The sequence below is a fragment of the Burkholderia sp. ABCPW 14 genome (genome assembly GCF_001523835.1).
Taxonomy (GTDB): domain Bacteria; phylum Pseudomonadota; class Gammaproteobacteria; order Burkholderiales; family Burkholderiaceae; genus Burkholderia; species Burkholderia mayonis.
This window is the reverse complement of the sequence record NZ_LOVS01000196.1, coordinates 120,448-139,384: the sequence shown is the minus strand read 5'-3', so window position 1 is coordinate 139,384 and position 18,937 is coordinate 120,448. Positions and strand designations below refer to the sequence as shown.

General features: G+C 69.3%; 18 protein-coding genes, 1 pseudogene and 1 riboswitch. Of the genes and pseudogenes, 11 read left to right on the top strand and 8 right to left on the bottom strand.

Annotated features, from left to right (window positions below; translation table 11 throughout):
- Window positions 1-245: pseudogene (locus tag WS62_RS29540) on the top strand (ABC transporter ATP-binding protein); the annotation flags it as partial.
- A complete protein-coding gene (locus WS62_RS29535; RefSeq protein ID WP_066578559.1) occupies window positions 242-1,060 on the top strand; it encodes an ABC transporter permease in 819 nt (272 codons plus the stop codon). The pseudogene WS62_RS29540 and the gene WS62_RS29535, both read left to right, overlap by 4 nt.
- Before the next feature lie 174 nt (window positions 1,061-1,234).
- On the opposite strand, the gene WS62_RS37085 is transcribed toward WS62_RS29535, so the two are convergent.
- Window positions 1,235-1,591 carry a hypothetical protein gene (locus WS62_RS37085; protein WP_156441181.1) on the bottom strand — a complete coding sequence of 119 codons (357 nt, stop codon included), beginning with the start codon at window positions 1,589-1,591 and terminating at the stop codon, window positions 1,235-1,237.
- Window positions 1,592-1,689: 98 nt separating this feature from the next.
- On the opposite strand from WS62_RS37085, the gene WS62_RS29530 reads away from it, so the two are divergent.
- The 5 genes from WS62_RS29530 to arcC all read left to right on the top strand — a co-directional run bounded on the left by WS62_RS29530 (window position 1,690) and on the right by arcC (window position 6,972).
- Window positions 1,690-2,022, top strand: coding sequence for a hypothetical protein (locus tag WS62_RS29530; RefSeq protein ID WP_066578555.1), 333 nt, complete (start codon window positions 1,690-1,692; stop codon window positions 2,020-2,022).
- A gap of 157 nt (window positions 2,023-2,179) precedes the next feature.
- On the top strand, window positions 2,180-3,634 hold the full coding sequence (gene arcD / locus WS62_RS29525; RefSeq protein ID WP_066490026.1) for an arginine-ornithine antiporter: 1,455 nt from the start codon (window positions 2,180-2,182) through the stop codon (window positions 3,632-3,634).
- 17 nt (window positions 3,635-3,651) lie between these two features.
- Window positions 3,652-4,908: an arginine deiminase gene (gene arcA / locus WS62_RS29520; protein WP_066578554.1), complete on the top strand. Its 1,257-nt coding sequence runs from the start codon at window positions 3,652-3,654 to the stop codon at window positions 4,906-4,908.
- A 50-nt stretch (window positions 4,909-4,958) separates the two neighbouring features.
- Window positions 4,959-5,969 carry an ornithine carbamoyltransferase gene (locus WS62_RS29515; protein WP_066578544.1) on the top strand — a complete coding sequence of 337 codons (1,011 nt, stop codon included), beginning with the start codon at window positions 4,959-4,961 and terminating at the stop codon, window positions 5,967-5,969.
- A gap of 64 nt (window positions 5,970-6,033) precedes the next feature.
- The gene (gene arcC, locus WS62_RS29510) at window positions 6,034-6,972 is read left to right on the top strand and encodes a carbamate kinase (RefSeq protein WP_066578541.1); all 939 of its coding nucleotides are present in this window, start codon (window positions 6,034-6,036) and stop codon (window positions 6,970-6,972) included.
- 113 nt (window positions 6,973-7,085) lie between these two features.
- Here the strand turns inward: arcC and WS62_RS29505 are convergent, their stop codons facing one another.
- Entirely contained in the window at window positions 7,086-7,880 is a 795-nt protein-coding gene (locus WS62_RS29505) for an SDR family oxidoreductase (RefSeq protein ID WP_066490013.1), read from the bottom strand.
- Entirely contained in the window at window positions 7,877-8,326 is a 450-nt protein-coding gene (locus WS62_RS29500; RefSeq protein ID WP_066578538.1) for a GlcG/HbpS family heme-binding protein, read from the bottom strand. The genes WS62_RS29505 and WS62_RS29500 overlap by 4 nt, the downstream gene beginning before the upstream one ends.
- A gap of 95 nt (window positions 8,327-8,421) precedes the next feature.
- Here WS62_RS29500 and WS62_RS29495 point away from each other — a divergent pair, with 95 nt between their 5' ends.
- Complete coding sequence (locus WS62_RS29495) at window positions 8,422-9,342, top strand: LysR family transcriptional regulator (protein ID WP_066578537.1); 921 nt, start codon at window positions 8,422-8,424, stop codon at window positions 9,340-9,342.
- A 172-nt stretch (window positions 9,343-9,514) separates the two neighbouring features.
- The gene (locus WS62_RS29490; RefSeq protein WP_066578535.1) at window positions 9,515-10,219 is read left to right on the top strand and encodes a glutathione S-transferase N-terminal domain-containing protein; all 705 of its coding nucleotides are present in this window, start codon (window positions 9,515-9,517) and stop codon (window positions 10,217-10,219) included.
- Window positions 10,220-10,660: 441 nt separating this feature from the next.
- On the opposite strand, the gene WS62_RS29485 is transcribed toward WS62_RS29490, so the two are convergent.
- A complete protein-coding gene (locus WS62_RS29485; RefSeq protein WP_066578533.1) occupies window positions 10,661-11,152 on the bottom strand; it encodes a MarR family winged helix-turn-helix transcriptional regulator in 492 nt (163 codons plus the stop codon).
- A gap of 123 nt (window positions 11,153-11,275) precedes the next feature.
- Here WS62_RS29485 and WS62_RS29480 point away from each other — a divergent pair, with 123 nt between their 5' ends.
- Window positions 11,276-12,448 carry an MFS transporter gene (locus WS62_RS29480; protein ID WP_066578531.1) on the top strand — a complete coding sequence of 391 codons (1,173 nt, stop codon included), beginning with the start codon at window positions 11,276-11,278 and terminating at the stop codon, window positions 12,446-12,448.
- A 182-nt stretch (window positions 12,449-12,630) separates the two neighbouring features.
- Window positions 12,631-14,196, top strand: coding sequence for a glycoside hydrolase family 10 protein (locus WS62_RS29475; RefSeq protein ID WP_066578528.1), 1,566 nt, complete (start codon window positions 12,631-12,633; stop codon window positions 14,194-14,196).
- Window positions 14,197-14,474: 278 nt separating this feature from the next.
- On the opposite strand, the gene cobM is transcribed toward WS62_RS29475, so the two are convergent.
- The 4 genes from cobM to WS62_RS29450 all read right to left on the bottom strand — a co-directional run bounded on the left by cobM (window position 14,475) and on the right by WS62_RS29450 (window position 18,604).
- On the bottom strand, window positions 14,475-15,200 hold the full coding sequence (gene cobM, locus WS62_RS29470) for a precorrin-4 C(11)-methyltransferase (protein ID WP_066578526.1): 726 nt from the start codon (window positions 15,198-15,200) through the stop codon (window positions 14,475-14,477).
- A gap of 319 nt (window positions 15,201-15,519) precedes the next feature.
- Complete coding sequence (locus WS62_RS29460) at window positions 15,520-16,254, bottom strand: cobalt-precorrin-6A reductase (protein WP_066578517.1); 735 nt, start codon at window positions 16,252-16,254, stop codon at window positions 15,520-15,522.
- Complete coding sequence (locus WS62_RS29455) at window positions 16,251-17,345, bottom strand: cobalt-precorrin-5B (C(1))-methyltransferase (protein WP_066578516.1); 1,095 nt, start codon at window positions 17,343-17,345, stop codon at window positions 16,251-16,253. Before WS62_RS29455 ends, WS62_RS29460 begins: the two co-directional genes overlap by 4 nt.
- Window positions 17,342-18,604 (bottom strand): bifunctional cobalt-precorrin-7 (C(5))-methyltransferase/cobalt-precorrin-6B (C(15))-methyltransferase, encoded by a 1,263-nt coding sequence (locus WS62_RS29450; protein WP_066578513.1) that lies wholly within the window; start codon window positions 18,602-18,604, stop codon window positions 17,342-17,344. Before WS62_RS29450 ends, WS62_RS29455 begins: the two co-directional genes overlap by 4 nt.
- Window positions 18,605-18,691: 87 nt before the next feature.
- Window positions 18,692-18,899, top strand: a riboswitch (cobalamin riboswitch).
- Window positions 18,900-18,937 lie beyond the last annotated feature (38 nt).

Here is an 18,937-nt window from a genome sequence, read left to right as displayed (position 1 = left end):
TTCGGCCGGCCCGCGGCGTGCCCCGCCGGGCGGCGGCGGCGTGTCCGCGCGTGCGCGTCGACGCGCTCGCCGGCCCGGGCGGCGCGCCCGGCGAGCCGATCCCGGGCGCGCTCACGCTGCGCGACGCGATCTCCGAGTTGCTGTGGCGCGGCGTCCCCGCGCTGCCCGTGTCGAGCGCCGACGGCGCCGTGACGACCCGCATCACGCTCGCGGCGATCGTCGCGCAAGCGAAGCAGCCGGCATGACGGGCGCGATGAACGCATCGAGCACCGCGAGCACGGCGGCGACGATCGGCGCCGCGAGCCGTCGGGCGGGCGGCGCGCTTGCCCGCGTCGCCGCGCTGGCGGCGCTCGCCGTGCTGGTCGCGCGGCCCGGCTGGCTCGAGCCCCTCTTCGCGCCGTTCGCCGACAACGGCGCGCCCGCGATCTACCGGCGCGCGAGCCTCTTCGATCTGACGCTCGCGCATCTCGCGATCGTCGCGACGGCGAGCGCGGCGGGCGCCGTGTTTGCGCTCGCCGCCGGGATCTTCGTCACGCGGCGCGCGGGCGCGGAATTCCTGCCGGTCGCGCGCAGCGTCGTGCACATCGGGCAGACTTTCCCGCCCGTCGCGGTGCTCGCGCTCGCGGTGCCGGCGGTCGGCTTCGGCGTGAAGCCCGTGCTGATCGCGCTGATCCTGTACGGACTGCTGCCCATTTTCGAGAGCACGATCGCTGGGCTGCAGGACGTGCCCGCCGATGCCGTCGACGCCGCGCGCGGGATGGGGATGAGCGCGCTGCAGCGGCTCGCATGGGTCGAGTTGCCGCTCGCGTTCCCGGTGATCCTGAACGGCATCCGGCTCGCGGTCGTCATCAATCTCGGCACCGCGACGATCGGCTCGACCGTCGCGGCGAAGGGGCTCGGCGACGTGATCATCGCCGGCCTGCAGACGTCGAACACCGCGTTCGTGCTGCAAGGCGGTCTCATCGTCGCGTTGCTCGCGGTGCTGGTCTACGACGCGCTCGGCGTGATCGGGCGATGGATCGCGCCAGCGGGGGCGGTGCGGCGCGAAGGCGGCGTGTAGCGCGCGGGCGCGACGTGCGAGAGCGCGGGCGCTCGCCGCATGACGGCACGCGCACATATGCGCATGCGTCGTCGCCAATTCACTTCCATCCCGTTGCCACGCGTGTTTCGCTCTCCGCGCACACGGCACACGGCACACGGCACACGGCACACGGCTCACGCGACCGCGCCCCGATCACGACGCAAACGCGTCTGTCGCCCGTGCTGACGAATCACGATAAATCACGATTTCAGCAATATGGAATTGCGTCGAATAGCGGTAATCGCGACAGGCGTATGTCCGACGACCGTCGATTCGCGCCGCTGGGAAAAACGGCTCGACCGCAAGCATGAACGACAGCAACGTGCATGCCGCCCTCTGTGCTGCCTGCACATCGTCCAGCCGCCTTCCCGCGTTTTTTGATCCATGACATAAAGAGTCGTTTAAATTGTTTTCAATTGGTAAGCCATCGGGAAGAATTGAATCAACGAAAGCAAATTCAATTCCCAAATTTGATGAATTTGGGATGGGTTCGATCAGTTCGTTTCGCACGCAAGAACCGGGATTTATCGCTCGATTCCACTGCCTGCGGAAATTCGACCGCCAAAAGCGATCGAGAGCGGATTCGAACGAAATTAGCAGGAAGCGTGATGAGAATCTGTATCGAAAACATTCAACCGGGGGTCACACAAGAAGAGCTTCAGGCTTTTCTATTCAAATACACCGGAAAGAAATTCACCGCTATTCAATTCATCGGGCAATCGGGCCCGAGGCCGGGCGCGCTGATCGACATCGAAGGCGCCAACTGGGGCGCGCTCGCGGAAATCCGCCGCCGCCTGCACGGCATGTACTGGAAGCGACGCCGGATCGGCATCTGGCTCTTTTCGTTCTGGGAGCGCAGCGACGCAGCCGAGGCGCGGCGTCAACGCGAAGCCCGAACGCAACCACCACGAGGCGGACCCATGACGACATTCCGCCGATAACGCCCGGATCGGGCAACCACCTTCGGATTTCAACCGACGCGCGTTCCGCGTGACCGCGCGTGCAAGCGGCAAACCGCCGCGCTCATCCGCTCCGGCGGACGCGCGATGGCCGCGTGCGCGCCGCGATTTTGCACGAATGCGACTGTGAGGAAACATCATGGCTGAAGTGACTCAAGAAGTCGCGGCGAACACCGCCACGAACAAGCTGCGACTCGGCGCGCTGACCGCGCTCGTCGTCGGGTCGATGATCGGTGGCGGCATCTTCTCGCTGCCGCAAAACATGGCCGCCACCGCCGAAGCCGGCGCGATCCTGATCGGCTGGACGATCACCGCGGTCGGCATGCTGACGCTCGCGTTCGTGTTCCAGACGCTCGCGAACCGCAAGCCGCAGCTCGACGGCGGCGTCTACGCCTATGCGCAGGCGGGCTTCGGCGACTACATGGGCTTCTCGTCCGCATGGGGCTACTGGATCAGCGCGTGGATCGGCAACGTCGGCTACTTCGTGCTGCTCTTCTCGACGCTCGGCTACTTCTTCCCGATATTCGGCGAAGGCAACACGCCCGCCGCAATCGCGGGCGCGTCGGTGCTGCTGTGGGCGGTGCACTTCCTCGTGCTGCGCGGAATCCGGCAAGCGGCGTTCATCAATCTCGTCACGACCGTCGCGAAGATCGTCCCGCTCGCGGTGTTCATCCTGATCTGCTTCTTCGCGTTCAAGCTCGACGTGTTCAGGGCCGACATCTGGGGCCGCGCGAACCCGTCGCTCGGCTCGGTGATGAACCAGGTCCGCAGCATGATGCTCGTGACGGTCTGGGTCTTCATCGGCATCGAAGGCGCGAGCATCTTCTCGGCGCGCGCGGAAAAGCGCAGCGACGTCGGCCGCGCGACCGTGATCGGCTTCGTCGGCGTGCTGCTCGTGCTCGTGCTCGTCAACGTGCTGTCGCTCGGCATCATGACGCAGCCGCAGCTCGCGAAGCTGCAAAACCCGTCGATGGCGGCCGTGCTTGAGCACGTCGTCGGCCACTGGGGCGCCGTCCTCATCAGCGTCGGCCTCGTCGTGTCGCTCGCCGGCGCGCTGCTGTCGTGGGTGCTGCTCTGCGCGGAGATCATGTTCTCGGCCGCGAAGGACCATACGATGCCCGCGTTCCTGCGCAAGGAGAACGCGAATCACGTGCCCGCGAACGCGCTCTGGCTCACGAATGCGCTCGTCCAGGTGTTCCTGCTCATCACGCTGTTCTCGCAAAGCACCTATCTGTCGCTGATCTATCTCGCGACGTCGATGATCCTGATCCCGTACTTCTGGTCGGCCGCCTATGCGCTCCTTATCGCCGTGCGCGGCGAGACCTACGAGAACGACGCGCGCGCCCGCCGCAAGGACGGTTTCGTCGCCGCGATCGCCGTGCTCTACGCGGTGTGGCTGCTGTACGCGGGCGGCATCAAGTATCTGCTGCTGTCCGCACTGCTCTATGCGCCGGGCGCGCTGTTCTTCGCGAAAGCGAAGCGCGAGCTCGGCAAGACGGTTTTCACGGCCGCCGAAAAGCTGATCTTCGCGGCGACGGCCGCCGCCGCAGTCCTCGCGGCCTACGCGCTCCATAGCGGGCTCATCACCCTTTGATCGAAGAGGTAACCAACATGACCAACGCCATCTCTCAAGTCGGTGTCCATTCCGAAGTCGGCAAGCTGCGAAAGGTGCTCGTCTGCTCGCCGGGGCTCGCGCATCAGCGCCTCACGCCGAGCAATTGCGACGAGCTGCTGTTCGACGACGTGATGTGGGTGAACCAGGCGAAGCGCGACCACTTCGACTTCGTATCGAAGATGCGCGAGCGCGGCGTCGAAGTGCTCGAGATGCACAACCTGCTGACCGATACCGTCAAGAATCCCGTCGCGCTCAAGTGGATTCTCGACCGAAAGATCACGCCCGACAGCGTCGGCGTCGGCCTCGTCGGCGAAATGCGCGCGTGGCTCGAAAGCCTCGAGCCGCGCACGCTCGCCGAATTCCTGATCGGCGGCGTCGCCGCGAGCGACATCGCGGGCGGCGAGCGCTCGAAGGTGCTCACGCTGTTTCGCGACTACCTCGGCCAGTCGTCGTTCGTGCTGCCGCCGCTGCCGAACATGATGTTCACGCGCGACACGTCGTGCTGGATCTACGGCGGCGTCACGCTCAATCCGATGCATTGGCCCGCGCGCCGGCAGGAGACGCTCCTCGTCACGGCGATCTACAAGTTCCATCCGCAGTTCGCCGACGCGAAGTTCGACATCTGGTACGGCGATCCCGACCAGGATCACGGGATGGCGACGCTCGAAGGCGGCGACGTGATGCCGATCGGCCGCGGCGTCGTGCTCGTCGGAATGGGCGAGCGCACGTCGCGCCAGGCGATCGGCCAGCTCGCGCAGTCGCTGTTCGCGAAGGGCGCGGCCGAGCGCGTGATCGTCGCCGGCCTGCCGAACTCGCGCGCGTCGATGCACCTCGACACCGTGTTCAGCTTCTGCGACCGCGATCTCGTGACGATCTTCCCCGAAGTCGTGAACCGGATCGTCCCGTTCTCGCTGCGCCCGGGCGGCGACGCGCACTACGGCATCGACATCGAGCGCGAAGACAAGCCGTTCGTCGACGTCGTCGCGCAGGCGCTCGGGCTCAAGTCGCTGCGCGTCGTCGAGACGGGCGGCAACAATTTCGCGGCCGAGCGCGAGCAATGGGATGACGGCAACAACATGGTATGCGTCGAGCCGGGCGTCGTGGTCGGCTACGACCGCAACACGTACACGAACACGCTGCTGCGCAAGGCGGGCGTCGAGGTGATCACGATCGGCTCGAGCGAGCTCGGGCGCGGCCGCGGCGGTGGCCACTGCATGACCTGCCCGGTCCTGCGCGATCCCGTGGACTACTGAAGACCCGATCGGCGCGACGCCGCAACCCCGACAACCTACGGAGAAACCAGATGAGCTTCAACCTGCACAACCGCAATCTGCTGAGCCTGATGCACCACAACGCGCGCGAGCTGCGCTATCTGCTCGACCTCGCGCGCGACCTGAAGCGCGCGAAGTACAGCGGCACCGAGCAGCCGCGCCTGCTGCGCAAGAACATCGCGCTCATCTTCGAAAAGACGTCGACCCGCACGCGCTGCGCGTTCGAAGTCGCCGCGTACGACCAGGGCGCGAACGTCACGTACATCGATCCGACGTCGTCGCAGATCGGCCACAAGGAAAGCATGAAGGACACGGCGCGCGTGCTCGGCCGGATGTACGACGCGATCGAGTACCGCGGCTTCAGCCAGGAGATCGTCGAGGCGCTCGCGCACCATGCGGGCGTGCCCGTCTTCAACGGGCTCACCGACGAGTACCACCCGACGCAGATGCTCGCCGATGTGATGACGATGCGCGAGCACAGCGACAAGCCGCTGCACGACATCCGCTACGCGTATCTCGGCGACGCGCGCAACAACATGGGCAATTCGCTGCTGCTGATCGGCGCGAAGCTCGGGATGGACGTGCGGATCGGCGCGCCGAAGTCGCTCTGGCCCGCCGCGGACTTCATCGCGCAGTGCGAAGCGTTCGCCGCCGAAAGCGGCGCGCGGATCATGCTGACCGAAGATCCGTGCGAGGCGGTCAAGGGCGTCGACTTCATCCACACCGACGTGTGGGTGTCGATGGGCGAGCCCGTCGACGCGTGGGACGAGCGGATCAAGGCGCTGCTGCCGTATCAGGTGAACCGCAAGCTGATCGAATCGACGGGCAACCCGCGCACGCGCTTCATGCATTGCCTGCCGGCGTTCCATAACTGCGAGACGAAGGTCGGCAAAGAGATCGCCGAACGCTATCCACATTTGAAGGACGGCATCGAAGTCACCGACGAAGTGTTCGAATCGCCCCGCTGCATCGCGTTCGAGCAGGCGGAAAACCGCATGCATACGATCAAGGCGGTCCTCGTGTCGACGCTCGGCGGCATTTGACGATTCGGCGCGCAACAGGACGGTGCCCGAGGCCGCGCCGTCCGCACTTTCAAGGAGAAACACGATGCGTATCGTCATCGCATTGGGCGGCAACGCGCTCTTGCAGCGCAATCAGCCGATGACCGAGGCCCAGCAGCGGCAAAACGTGAAGATCGCGGTCGCGCAGATCGCGCAGATCGCGCCCGGCAACGAGCTCGTGATCGCGCACGGCAACGGGCCGCAGGTCGGGCTCCTCGCGCTGCAGGGCGCGGCCTACCCCGAAGTCGCGCCCTACCCGCTCGACGTGCTCGGCGCGCAGACGGAAGGGATGATCGGCTATCTGATCGAGCAGGAAATGGGCAATCTGCTGCCGCCCGACGCGCCGTTCGCGACGCTCCTGACGCAAGTCGAGGTCGATCCGGCCGATCCGGCGTTCGAGCATCCGACGAAGCCGATCGGCCCCGTCTATTCGCACGACGAAGCCGAGCGGCTCGCGCGGGAAAAAGGCTGGCACATCGCGCCCGACGGCGACAAGTTCCGCCGCGTCGTGCCGAGCCCGCGGCCGCGGCGCATCTTCGAGATCCGTCCGATCAAGTGGCTGCTCGAGAAAGGCACGATCGTGATCTGCGCGGGCGGCGGCGGCATCCCGACGCGCTACGAAGCAAGCGGCAAGCTCGCGGGCGTCGAGGCGGTGATCGACAAGGATCTGTGCGCGTCGCTGCTTGCGCGCGAGCTGCATGCGGACCTGCTCGTGATCGCGACCGACGTCGACGGCGCGTACGTCGACTGGGGCAAGCCGACGCAGTCGGCGATCGAGGCCGCGCATCCGGACGAGCTCGAACGGCTCGGCTTCGCCGCCGGCTCGATGGGGCCGAAGGTGCAGGCGGCGATGGAATTCGCGAGACAGACGGGGCACGACGCGGTGATCGGCTCGCTGGCGGACATCGTCGCGATCGCCGAAGGCCGGGCCGGCACGCGCGTCAGCACGAAGGTGGACGGCATCCGCTACCGGAAACCGCGGTAACGAAAACCGGCGCGAACGCCGGAGCGATTGCCTTCATGGCGTGCAGAAAGCCGCGCGCCATCGGCGGCCGACGCGGCCCGCGCCGCCCGGCGCCGGCCCCGCCTGCCGGGCGCTCACGCCTGGCCGTCGTCGTTCTGGCGGCGCGTCCACGCGTGCGCCTGCTCATCGCGCACGAACTGCTCGACCGCGGCGGGCAGCAGGTTCCGGAACAGCCCGCCGTCGCTTTCGGACACTTCGACCATCTTCTCGATCATTTCCTCCGGATCGAACTGCTCGAGCGGGAACGTCAGCTTCGCGGGCGTCGTCGAGTCGCGCGACGGATCGAGCCAGCGGCGCGGCGTCTCCACCATCCGATCGTTGAAGCCCGTGCTGTACGGCCCGGGATTGACAACGGCGATCCGGATTCCGTGCGCTGCGAGCTCCGCGTGCATCGCCTCGGCGACCGCTTCGACCGCGTGCTTCGACGCGCAATACGCGCCCGTGTAAGCGCCCGTGATGAGCCCGGCGATCGACGACACGAACACGATCTTGCCGCGCCCGCGCGCGATCATCCCGCGCGCGACCTGCTGCGTCAGCTCGAGCGGCCCGAACACGTTGGTCTCGAACAGCTCGCGGACGATGTCGACGGGCAGATCGACGAGCGCGCCCGCCTCGCCCGCGCCGGCGTTGTTCAGCAGCACGTCGACATCCCAATGCGCGGCCTGTGCGCGGTCGCGCGCCGACGTGACGTCGAGTTTCACGACATCGAGCTCGACGCCGCGCCGCGCGGCCTCGGCGTTCAGCTCGGTGATCTGCGGGACGATCTGCACGCCCGCGATCACGTGATGGCCCTTCGCGGCGAGCCGCAGCGCGACTTCGCGGCCGAATCCCGAGCCTGCGCCCGTCACCAGAATGCGTTTCTGTGTCATGTCCTTGCTCCTTGTCCTGCGTTCAGAAGGGTTGCGAAAGCGTCGATGCACGCCCGGGCGATGGCTTCGTCGTCGTCGACCGTGCCGCCCGACACGCCGACCGCGCCCACGCAGCGTCCGTGCGCGTCGACGAGCGGCAGGCCGCCGCCGAACGTGACGAGCCCGCCGTTGCTGTGCTCGATCGTCCGGATCGGCCCGTCGCCCGCCGACAGCGCGCCGAGCGACGCGCTCGGCACCCGGAAGCGTGCGGACGTGCCCGCCTTGCGCGTCGCGAGGTCGATCGCGCCGATGAACGCGTCGTCCATCCGCGCGAACGCGACGAGATGCGCGCCCGCGTCGACGACGGCGATCGCGACCGCGACGCCCGCGGCGTGCAGACGCGTGGCGTTCGCGACGCCTGCATCGACGATGCGCTGCGCGCGTTCAAGCGTGAGTTCGATGGACATCGGCGGCTCCTTTCGGTTCGACTGCGAGCCAGTGTAGAGATTGACGGTATCTGAGAGAATCGGTATTCCGCTCACAAACGTTTCAAGTTTTTCTAATGACTCTGCGACACGATCCACTCGGCGGCCTGCATGTGTTCATCAGCGTCGTCACGCACGGCAACTTCACGCGCGCGGCGGCGGCGCTCGGCTTGACGCCCGCCGCCGTGAGCCTCGCGATCGGGCAGCTCGAAAGCGAGCTGAAAGTCAAACTGTTCAGCCGCAGCACACGCGGCGTAAGCCTGACGGAAGCCGGCCAGCGCTATCATGACGCGACGGCGCTGCCGTACCGGCAGGTCGTCGACGCGCGCGACGCGCTGAACGACGCGCACGACGAGCCCGAAGGCCTGCTGCGAATCAGCGCGCTGCATCTCGCGAAATCGGTCGTCACGGCCGACGTGCTCGCCGAGTTCTTCCGCCGCTACCCGAAAGTGGGCGTCGAGATTCGCTACGAGGATCATCTCGTCGACATCGTCAAGGAACGGCTCGACGCCGGGATACGCCTCGCCGACCGGCTGCAGCCCGGGATGGTCGGCGTGAAGATCGCGCCCGCGCTCGCGTGCGCGCTCGTCGCGACGCCCGGCTATCTCGCGCAGCACGGCACGCCGGCGAAGGTCGCCGACCTCGCGCGGCACATGTGCGTCCGTTTCCGCTTCCCGAAGAGCGGCCGTCTGCACAAATGGCCGCTGCGCGACGGCCGTCGCGACGTCGATCTCGACGTCGCGGGCCACTTCGTCACCACCGATACGGGCGCGGTGATCGACGCCGCGCGCGCGGGCGCGGGCATCGCGTTCGTGTTCATGCGCGAACGGATCGAGGACGACCTGCGCCGCGGCACGCTGCGCGAAGTGCTGCCGGGCGCGTGCCGGGCGCTGCCGCCGATGTGGCTCTACTACGCGAACCGCAAGCACGTGCCGCCGAAGCTGCGCGCGTTCATCGCGGTGCTGCGCGAGCACGCGGTGGCCGAAGGGCGAAGCTGACGCCACCGCGCGCGCCGGCCGCGGGCGATGCCTCGGACGAAATCGCGCGATTTCGCGTCGCCGCCGGCAATAATGCGCGGGATCGGCTACATTGTGCGGACCGCGCCGCCCGCCCGCGCCTGCGGGCGGGCGCGTCGCGCCGTCTTCATCGCTTCAACGACCGAGCCTATCCATGTCCGATCTCTCCGAGTTCCCGATCACGAAGAAATGGCCCGCGCGGCATCCGGACCGCATCCAGCTCTACTCGCTGCCGACGCCGAACGGCGTCAAGGTGTCGATCCTGCTGGAGGAAACGGGGCTGCCGTACGAGCCGCACGTCGTGCGCTTCGACACGGGCGACCAGATGTCGCCCGAGTTCCTGTCGCTGAACCCGAACAACAAGATTCCGGCGATCATCGATCCGCACGGCCCGGGCGGCCAGCCGCTCGCGCTGTTCGAATCGGGCGCGATCCTGCTCTATCTCGCCGACAAGACCGGTCAGTTCGTTCCGGCCGATCCCGCGCGCCGCTACGAGACGATCCAGTGGCTGATGTTCCAGATGGGCGGCATCGGGCCGATGTTCGGCCAGCTCGGCTTCTTCCACAAGTTCGCGGGACGCGAGTACGAGGACAAGCGTCCGCGCGACCGCTACGTCGGCGAGGCGAAGCGCCTGCTCGCGGTGCTCGACGGCCGCCTCGCGGACCGTCAGTGGATCATGGGCGACGCCTATACGATCGCCGACATCGCGACCTTCCCGTGGGTGCGCAACCTGATCGGCTTCTATGAGGCGCGCGAACTCGTCGAGTTCGACCGCTATCCGAACGTCGCGCGCGCGCTCGACGCATTTCTCGCGCGGCCCGCGGTCGCGCGCGGGTTGAACATTCCCGCGCGGCCGTAGCCGCGACTCGTCACGCGTATGCGCCGCGTACCGCCGCGCGCCACCGGACATCCGGCGCATCGGCGGTCCGCGGCGCGGCCGATCCCCTCCTCCCGTCCGTCGCGATCATGACGGTGTCATGACGGACGCAATCGGCGACACACGGCGCGACCGCATCGCGCAGGTCTCGCATCCCCTCTCTTCCCGATTTTCCCGATTCGCCGCCGGGCTGCGTCCGAGCGCCCGGCCCGGCCCGCGTCGCTCGCATGCATCCGATCACGGCGCGCCGGTCGCGCGTTGGTGCCGATTGCCGCCCAAATGGCGCATAAAGCGCGGCATCGTTTGGATTATCTGCGCTTCATTCCGACCGCGAAGCCGCGCAAGCCGAGGCTCGACGTGCTGACGCCCGAGCAATGCGCGCTGCTCAGGGATGCGTTGCCGAAGGTCGGGCGCATCGCGCAATCAGTCTTTGGCCTGCCCTTGCAGCAGCTTGTCGAGCAGCTTCGCGAGTTGACGCTGCTCCGCGTCGCTCAGCGAAGACAGCACGCGCCGCTGGTTGTCGACGTGCGCGACGACCACGCCGTCGATCAGCGCGAACCCAGCCGGCGTCAGCCCGACGAGCGTGCCGCGCCCGTCCGCCGGATTCGGGCGCCGCTCGACCCACCCTGCCCTCTCGATGCGATCGATCCGGTTCGTCATGCTGCCCGATGAAATCATCGCCGCATCGTAGAGCGCCGTCGGCGTCAGCGCATACGGCGCGCCGCAGCGGCGCAGCGTCGCGAGCACGTCGAATTCGCCCGGCTGCAGGCCGTAGCGCGCGAAAAGCGGATTGAGCCTGTCGCGCGAGATGACGAGCGCCGCCTCCTGAAGCCTGCCGAGCACGATCATCGAGGACGCGTCGAGATCCGGACGCTCACGGCGCCACTGCTCGACTGCATGTGCTGCGCGATCCATTAACCCTCCTGTTCGTCCAGGTTATCTTGACGTAGAGATAAGTCGAATCTATCTTGATGCCAAGACAATTATACGTAAGGCACGCGTCCGGCAGCCGGCCGGCCGCGCGCCGACCCATTCGATATGCGCGTACTCGTTTCTCCTGCGTGGCGGCTCGCCGCCATCGTCCTCGTCGGGCTCAACCTGCGTCCGGTGCTTGCGTCGCTCGGACCGCTCCTCGATACGCTCCAGCGCGCGACCGGCTTGTCGGACAGCGCAGCGAGCCTGCTGACGACCGTGCCGATCCTGCTGATGGGCGCGGGCGCACTGAGCGCGCCGTGGCTCGCGCGGCGCGCCGGCGTGCGCGCGGGCGTGTGGCTCGGCGTCGCGCTGATCGGGCTCGCGTGCGCAGCGCGCGTCGCGGCGAACACGCCCGCCGTGCTGCTCGCTTCCGCGCTCTGCGCGGGGCTCGGCATCGCGGCCGTGCAGGCGCTCCTGCCCGCCTTCATCAAGGCCGAATTCGCCGCGCGCGCGGGCAGCGTGATGGGCTTCTATTCGACGTCGATCATGGGCGGCGCCGTGTTCGCGAGCGTCGCGACGCCATTTGCCGCGCACGCGATCGGCTGGACGCTCGCGCTCGCCGGCTGGGCGTTGCCTGCCATCATGGCTGCATTGCTGTGGCCGCTCGCGACGCGCGCTGCGGCCAGCGGCACGCATGCGCGTCCGGCCGCGCGGCGCACGCACGACGCGCGCGCATGGCTGCTCGCCGCGTTCTTCGGCCTCGGCACGGGCGCCTACACGCTCGTGCTCGCGTGGCTGCCGCCGTATTACGTGTCGCTCGGCTGGTCGTCCGAAGCGGCGGGCGGGCTGCTCGGCGGCGTGACGCTCGCCGAGGTGGTCGCGGGGCTCACCGTGTCGACGTGCATCGATCGCCTGCCGGATCGCCGCCCCGCGCTCTTCGCCGCGATCGCGTCGCTGTTCGCCGGCTTGATCGTGCTGATCGCGGCGCCGCTCGATTTCGCATTGCCCGCGTCATTGCTGATCGGCCTCGGCATTGGCGCACTGTTCCCGCTGTCGCTGATCGTCGCGCTCGATCACGCGCCGAACGCGGCCGAGGCCGGCGCGCTCACCGGATTCGTCCAGGGAATCGGCTACCTGATCGCAGGCCTCTTCCCGTTCGTCGCGGGCGTGATCCGGCAGAACGTCGCCGATCTGTCGCCGGCGTGGGGCTTCATGGCCGCCGTGTGCATCTTGATGGCCGCGATGGCCGCGCGCTTCGCGCCGCTGCGGCTCGCCGTCGCGCGAAGCGGCGCGTGATCCGCCGCGAAGCGCGCGTTTTCCTTCACGCGCCGAATTTCGCGGGCAAACCTCGGCGCATTGGCGGATCGGCGCATCGCCGATGCGCGCCGCCTCTGGTCCGATCCGGAACTCGTCCGGTGCGTGACGGTCCCTATTGAACTTCATGCCTCTCTCGAACCGAACCGGCCAAGGAAATTCCCATGATGTCGACTCGACTCCGTCATCTCGTCGCGGCTGCGCTCGTGCTGTCCGCCGGCGCGTTCGCGGCCCCGGCCGGCGCGGCGTCCGACGTCGCGTGCCGGCCGGACGAGACGATGCCGAAGCGGCAGTTCCGCGGCACGTGGATCGCGTCGGTGATCAACATCGACTGGCCGTCCCGCCCGGGCCTCGCCGTCGCCGATCAGCAGGCCGAACTGCGCGCATGGCTCGACGACGCGGTCCGCATGAACCGCAACGCGGTGATCCTGCAGATCCGTCCGACCGCGGACGCGTTCTGGCCGTCGCCGTTCGAGCCATGGTCGAAGTATCTGACGGGCGCGCAGGGCGGCGATCCGGGCTACGATCCGCTCGCGTTCGCCGTGGCCGAAGCGCATCGGCGCAATCTCGAGCTGCATGCGTGGTTCAATCCGTATCGCATCGCGATGGACGAGCGCATCGATGCGCTCGTTCCCACGCACCCGGCCCGCCAGCATCCGGACTGGGTCGTCCGCTACGGCGGCAAGCTGTACTACAACCCGGGCGTCCCGGCCGTGCGCGCGTTCGTCGTCGACGCGATCATGGACGCGGTCGGCCGCTACGATGTCGACGGCGTCCATCTCGACGACTACTTCTATCCGTATCCGGTCAAGGGCGAGACGTTCGACGATGCGTCGGCCTACGCGCAATACGGGACGGGCTTTTCGACGCTCGCCGACTGGCGCCGCGACAACGTCGATCGCCTCGTCGAGACGCTCGCGCAGCGCATCAAGGCCGCGAAGCCGTGGGTGAAATTCGGCATCTCGCCGTTCGCGGTCTGGCGCAATGCGGCGACCGATCCGCAGGGCTCGCAGACCTCGGCAGCCGTGCAGACCTACGACGACCTGTATGCGGACACGCGCCGATGGCTGCGCGAGCGGTGGATCGATTACGTCGTCCCGCAAGTGTACTGGGCGCAAGGCTTCGCGCCCGCCGATTACGACAAGGTCGTGTCGTGGTGGGCGAACGAGGCGCGCGGCGGCAACGTGCACCTGTACATCGGGCAGGCGGCGTACAAGGTCGGCACGTCGAATCAATCGCCGGGCTGGTCCGATCCCGCCGAATTGAGCAACCACCTGGCGTTCAATCGCACCGTCGCCGAGGTGAAAGGCGACATCTACTTTTCCGCGAAGGACGTGCGCGCGGACCGTCTCGGCGCGACGACGCTCGTCAATCGCACGTGGTATTCGCGTCCGGCGCTCGTGCCGGCGATGCGCGCGATCGATGCGTCTTCGCCGCCGCCCGCGAAGGATCTTCGCGCGGAGCGGACGCCCGACGGCGTGCGGCTGCGATGGAAGCCGCGCTCGAACGACTCGACGTCGTACGCGATCTATCGCCACGAGCCGGGACGGCAAGACATGTGCGCCGACCACGACGCGCGCCATTTGCTCGCGACGGTTCGGGGAACCGACTATGTCGACATCACCGCGCGCGCCGATCGCGAATACCGGTATGCGGTCACCGCGCTCGATCGTCTGTGGAACGAAAGCGAGCCGATCGACATCGTCACGCCGACTGCGGCGACGCACTGACGCGCCCGTTCGGACGCGTCGTCAACGAAGCGCCGCTCAGGCGGGCGCGAGCGACGCGGCGCATCGGCATCGAACGTGAAGCGCGGAGGCGGGCGGCGGCACGGATCGACGGGAGGCGCCGCGCATCGCTCCGCTCCGCCGGCGCTCCGTCCACCGGTCCCTGAACATCGCACACCGACATCGACGCGCACGCACGCGCATGCACGCCGCTGGAGAAACACCCAATCCCTTCGCGTTCGCATGCGTTCTCGACGCGCCCGCATCGACCGAAGCGACCTTCACCCTTTCGCGTAGAGCGTCGACTCGTCGAAGCCCTCCGCGTCGAGCACGCGCCCGATCAGGATCAGCGCGGTGCGCTCGATCGACGTGCCGGCGACCTTGTCGACGATATCGGCGAGCGTGCCCGTCACGCGCGCCTCGTCGGGCCAGCTCGCGCGGTAGATCACCGCGATCGGGCAATCGGCGCCGTAATGCGGCAGCACATCGGCGACGATCCGCGCGAGATGCCGCACGCCGAGATGGATCGCGAGCGTCGCGCGGTGCGCGGCGAGGCTCGTCAGCGTCTCGCCTTCGGGCATCGTCGTCTTGCCCGCGTAGCGCGTGAGGATCACGGTCTGCGCGACGCCCGGCAGCGTCAGCTCGACGCCGAGCGCCGCCGCGCACGCGGCCGTCGCGGTCACGCCGGGCACGATTTCGTAAGGAATCCCGAGCGCGACGAGCCGGCGGATCTGCTCGCCGATCGCGCCGTACAGCGACGGGTCGCCGGAATGCACGCGCGCGACGTCCCGCCCTTTCGCGTGCGCTTGCGCGAGCAGCGCGACGATCGCCTCGAGATCGAGCTCCGCCGTGTTCACGACCTGTTCGGCGCGATGGCCGTCGAGCACCGCGGCCGGCACGAGCGAGCCCGCGTACAGGATCACCGGGCAGCTGCGCACGAGGCGCTGGCCCTTCACCGTGATCAGCTCGGGGTCGCCCGGACCCGCGCCGATGAAGTACACCGTCATTCAATGCTCCGTCATTCGATGATGCGTTTCGAGGATGCGATGGGCGCGCCGTGCGTCGTGCGCGCCGGCAAGCGCATCGAATTCCGCGCGCAACGCCATGCGCACTCGCCGGACGCGGCGGCATCGGCGCGCGCGCGGCGGATCGGTCCGCGCGCGCGGCCGTTCGCGTCCGGTCGTCGTCCCGGCGTCGCGCGCCGATGCGGCCGCGCCGAACACGCGGTTCGGCGCGACGCGTGAAGCATGCGGCGCGGCGGCGAGCGGCGCCCGGTTGCCGCTCCGGCATGCCGCGCCGATGCGCGCGCGTCGCACACGCGGTTCATCACGACGCGCGAAACGCGCGCAGCGCGTCGGCGAGCGCGGCCGTGTCGCCGAATGCCTGATCCGCATCGGGCAGCGCCGGCCGCTCGACCATCACGACCGGAACGCGCCGCTCGCGCGCGACGTCGAGCTTCGCTTCCGTCGCCGCGCCGCCGCTGTTCTTGCTGACGACGACGTCGATTCCGGCGGTCGCGAAAAGCGCGCGTTCGCCATCGGCCGTAAACGGCCCGCGTGCGGCGAGCACGTGCGCGCGTGCGTTGCCCGGATGCGCGTCGAGGCAGCGCACGATCCAGTGCTGATGCGGCGGGATGTCGTCGAGATGCGCGAGCGGCTCGCGCCCGAGCGTGAAAAGCGGCCGCGCGAACGGCGCGATCGCGGCGGCGACGCCGCCCCAATCGGCGACGCCGCGCCAGTCGTCGCCGGGCTGCGGCCGCCATGGCGCGCGGCGCAGCGCCCAGTAGCGCACGCCGGCCGCGCGGCACGCGGCGGCCGCGTTCGCGCTGATCCGCGCGGCGAACGGATGCGTCGCGTCGACGACGAGCGCGATCGCGTGCTCGCGCAGATAGCGCGCGAGCCCGTCGGCGCCGCCGAAGCCGCCGACGCGCACGCCGCATGCGAGATCGTCCGGCACCTTGCCGAGGCCGGCGAGGCTGTATACGTCGCTCGGCGCGAGCGTGCGCGCGACGCGCAGCGCGTCGCCCGTGCCGCCGAGCAGCAGCACGCGGCGCGCGCTCATGGCGCGACGCCGACGATGCGGCCCTCGCGGTCGATCGCGAGCGCCTCGACCTCGACCTCGTTCGGCACGACGTCGCGCGCGACGCGGCGCACGTGCGCGCAGACAACGTCGCCGAGCGGCACGTGGTGCGCGAGCGCGAGCGCCAACGCCTGCTGGCTCGTGTTCGCCGCGCGGATCTCGTACTGCAGCACGGCGCTCGCGCCGGCTTCGCCCGCCCACTCGGCGAGCAGCGGCAAGTCGATGCTCGAATGGCGGCTGTGCAGATCGAGGTGGCCCGCCGCGAGCTTGCTCAGCTTGCCGAAGCCGCCGCACAGCGTGAGCCGCTCCACGGGCGCGCGGCGCAGGTACTTGAGCACCGCGCCCGCGAAGTCGCCCATTTCGATCAGCGCGATGTCGGGGAGGCCATAGCGCGCGCGCACCGCGTCCTCGCTCGCGTTGCCGGTGCACGCGGCGATGTGCTGCACGCCGTTCGCGCGCGCGACGTCGATCCCCTGATGAATCGACGCGATGTACGCGGAGCACGAGAACGGCCGCACGATGCCCGTCGTGCCGAGGATCGACAATCCGCCGACGATCCCGAGACGCGGGTTCATTGTCTTCAATGCGAGCGCTTCGCCGCCCTCGACGCCGATCTCTACGTCGAAGCCGCCCGCGTAGCCATGCTCGGCCGCGAACGCGACGAGGTGCTCGGTCATCATCCGGCGCGGCACCGGGTTGATCGCCGGCTCGCCGACCGGGATCGTGAGCCCCGCCCGCGTGACCGTGCCGACGCCCGGCCCCGCGCGAAAACGCACGCCCGGTTCGTGAACGAGCCGCACGCGCGCGAACACGAGCGCGCCGTGCGTGACGTCGGGATCGTCGCCCGCGTCCTTGATCGTGCCCGCCTCGGCGCCGCCGTCGTCGGTCGCGCGGCAGAACTCGAGCCGCATCGCGACGTGCTGCCCCTTCGGCAGCACGATTTCGACCATGTCGCTCGCGTGCCCGCTCAGCAGCAGGCGCGCGGCCGCGAGCGACGTCGCGGTCGCGCAGCTGCCCGTCGTGTAACCGAAGCGCAGCGGCGCCGGCTGCTCGGGCGTTTCGTCTCGCATCATCCGCGCTCCGGCTGCCTATCGTGCGGCTCGTGCGGCTCGTGCGGCTCGCGCGGCTCGCGCGGCTTGCGCGCGTCGTACAGCGTGACGGGCAGCGCCTGCCGCCACGCGTCGAAGCCGCCGAGCGGCTGCGCGTGCGCGACCGACACACGCGTGAGCGTGCCGCCATGCCGCTCGCGCCACGCGACGAGCGCGGCTTCGCCTTGCAGCGTGACCGCGTGCGCGACGAAGCGGCCGCCCGGCTTCAGGCCCGCCCAGCATGAGTCGAGCACGCCGTCGCGGCTCACGCCGCCGCCGACGAACACCGCGTCGGGCGCGGGCAGGCCCGCGAGCGCGTCGGGCGCGCGGCCCGCGACGAGCTCGAGCGCGGGCACGCCGAGCGCGTCGCGGTTGTGCTCGATGAAGCGCTGCCGGTCCGGATGCGCTTCGATCGCGACCGTCTTGCAGCTCGGATGCGCGCGCATCCATTCGATGCCGATCGAGCCGGAGCCCGCGCCGACGTCCCACAGCAATTCGCCCGGCGCGGGCGCGAGCCGGGCGAGCGCGAGCGCGCGCAGATCGCGTTTCGTCAACTGGCCGTCGTGGCGGTACGCGTCGTCGGGCAAGCCGGGCGTGAGCGCGAGACGCGGCGCATCGTCGCACGCGCGGCATTCGATCGCGACGAGATTGAGCGCCGCCGTGCGTGCGTCGCCCCATGCGTCCGCGCGCGCGTCGGTGCGCCGCTCGAGCGGGCCGCCGAGATGCTCGAACACGCTGAGCGCGCTCGGCCCGAAGCCGCGTGCGACGAGCGCGCCCGCGATCGCGGCAGGCGTCGCGCCGTCGGCGCTCAGCACGAGCAGACGCCGGCCCGGATACAGATGCCGGTGGAGCGACGCGAGCGGCCGGCCGACGAGCGACACCGCGTCGACGTCCTGCAGCGCCCAGCCGACGCGCGCGGCCGCGAGCGACAGCGACGACGGCGCGGGCAGCACGCGCCATTCGTGCGGCGCGAGCGTGCGTGCGAGCGTCGCGCCGACGCCGAACAGCATCGGATCGCCGCTCGCGAGCACGCACGCGCGCGCGGGCCGCCGCGCGAGAAGCGGCGCGAGATCGAATGGCTTCGGCCACGGTGCGCGCTCGGCCCCGTGCCGCGCCGGCAGCATCGCGAGATGACGCTCGCCGCCCATCACCACCGCCGCCTCGGCGAGCGCGCGCCGCGCGCGCTTGCCGAGCCCCGCGTATCCGTCGTCGCCGATGCCCACCACCGTCAACCACGCGGTCATCCGTCGTACTCCATCGTGTTCCCGTCGATCCTGAAAGCGTCGCCTGCGCGCCGCGCATCCTGCGCTCGGGCGTGGCGAAAAAAGGCATAATACAGCGTCCGTCGACCGGCGCCCCACGGGGCCCAAGAGGGAACGCAGGGCGCGCCGCGCCGCTGCGGCTGCCCCCGCAACTGTGAGTAGCGAGTCCGCATCCGATCCACGCCACTGGCCACGCCGCCCACTCGCGGCCGCCGGGAAGGCCCGCTGCGGATGACGACCTGCCAGCCAGGAGACCTGCCGGGACGTTTCGTTCGTGCCAGCCAACATCGGGCGGGGTGTACCGATGCCGTAGCT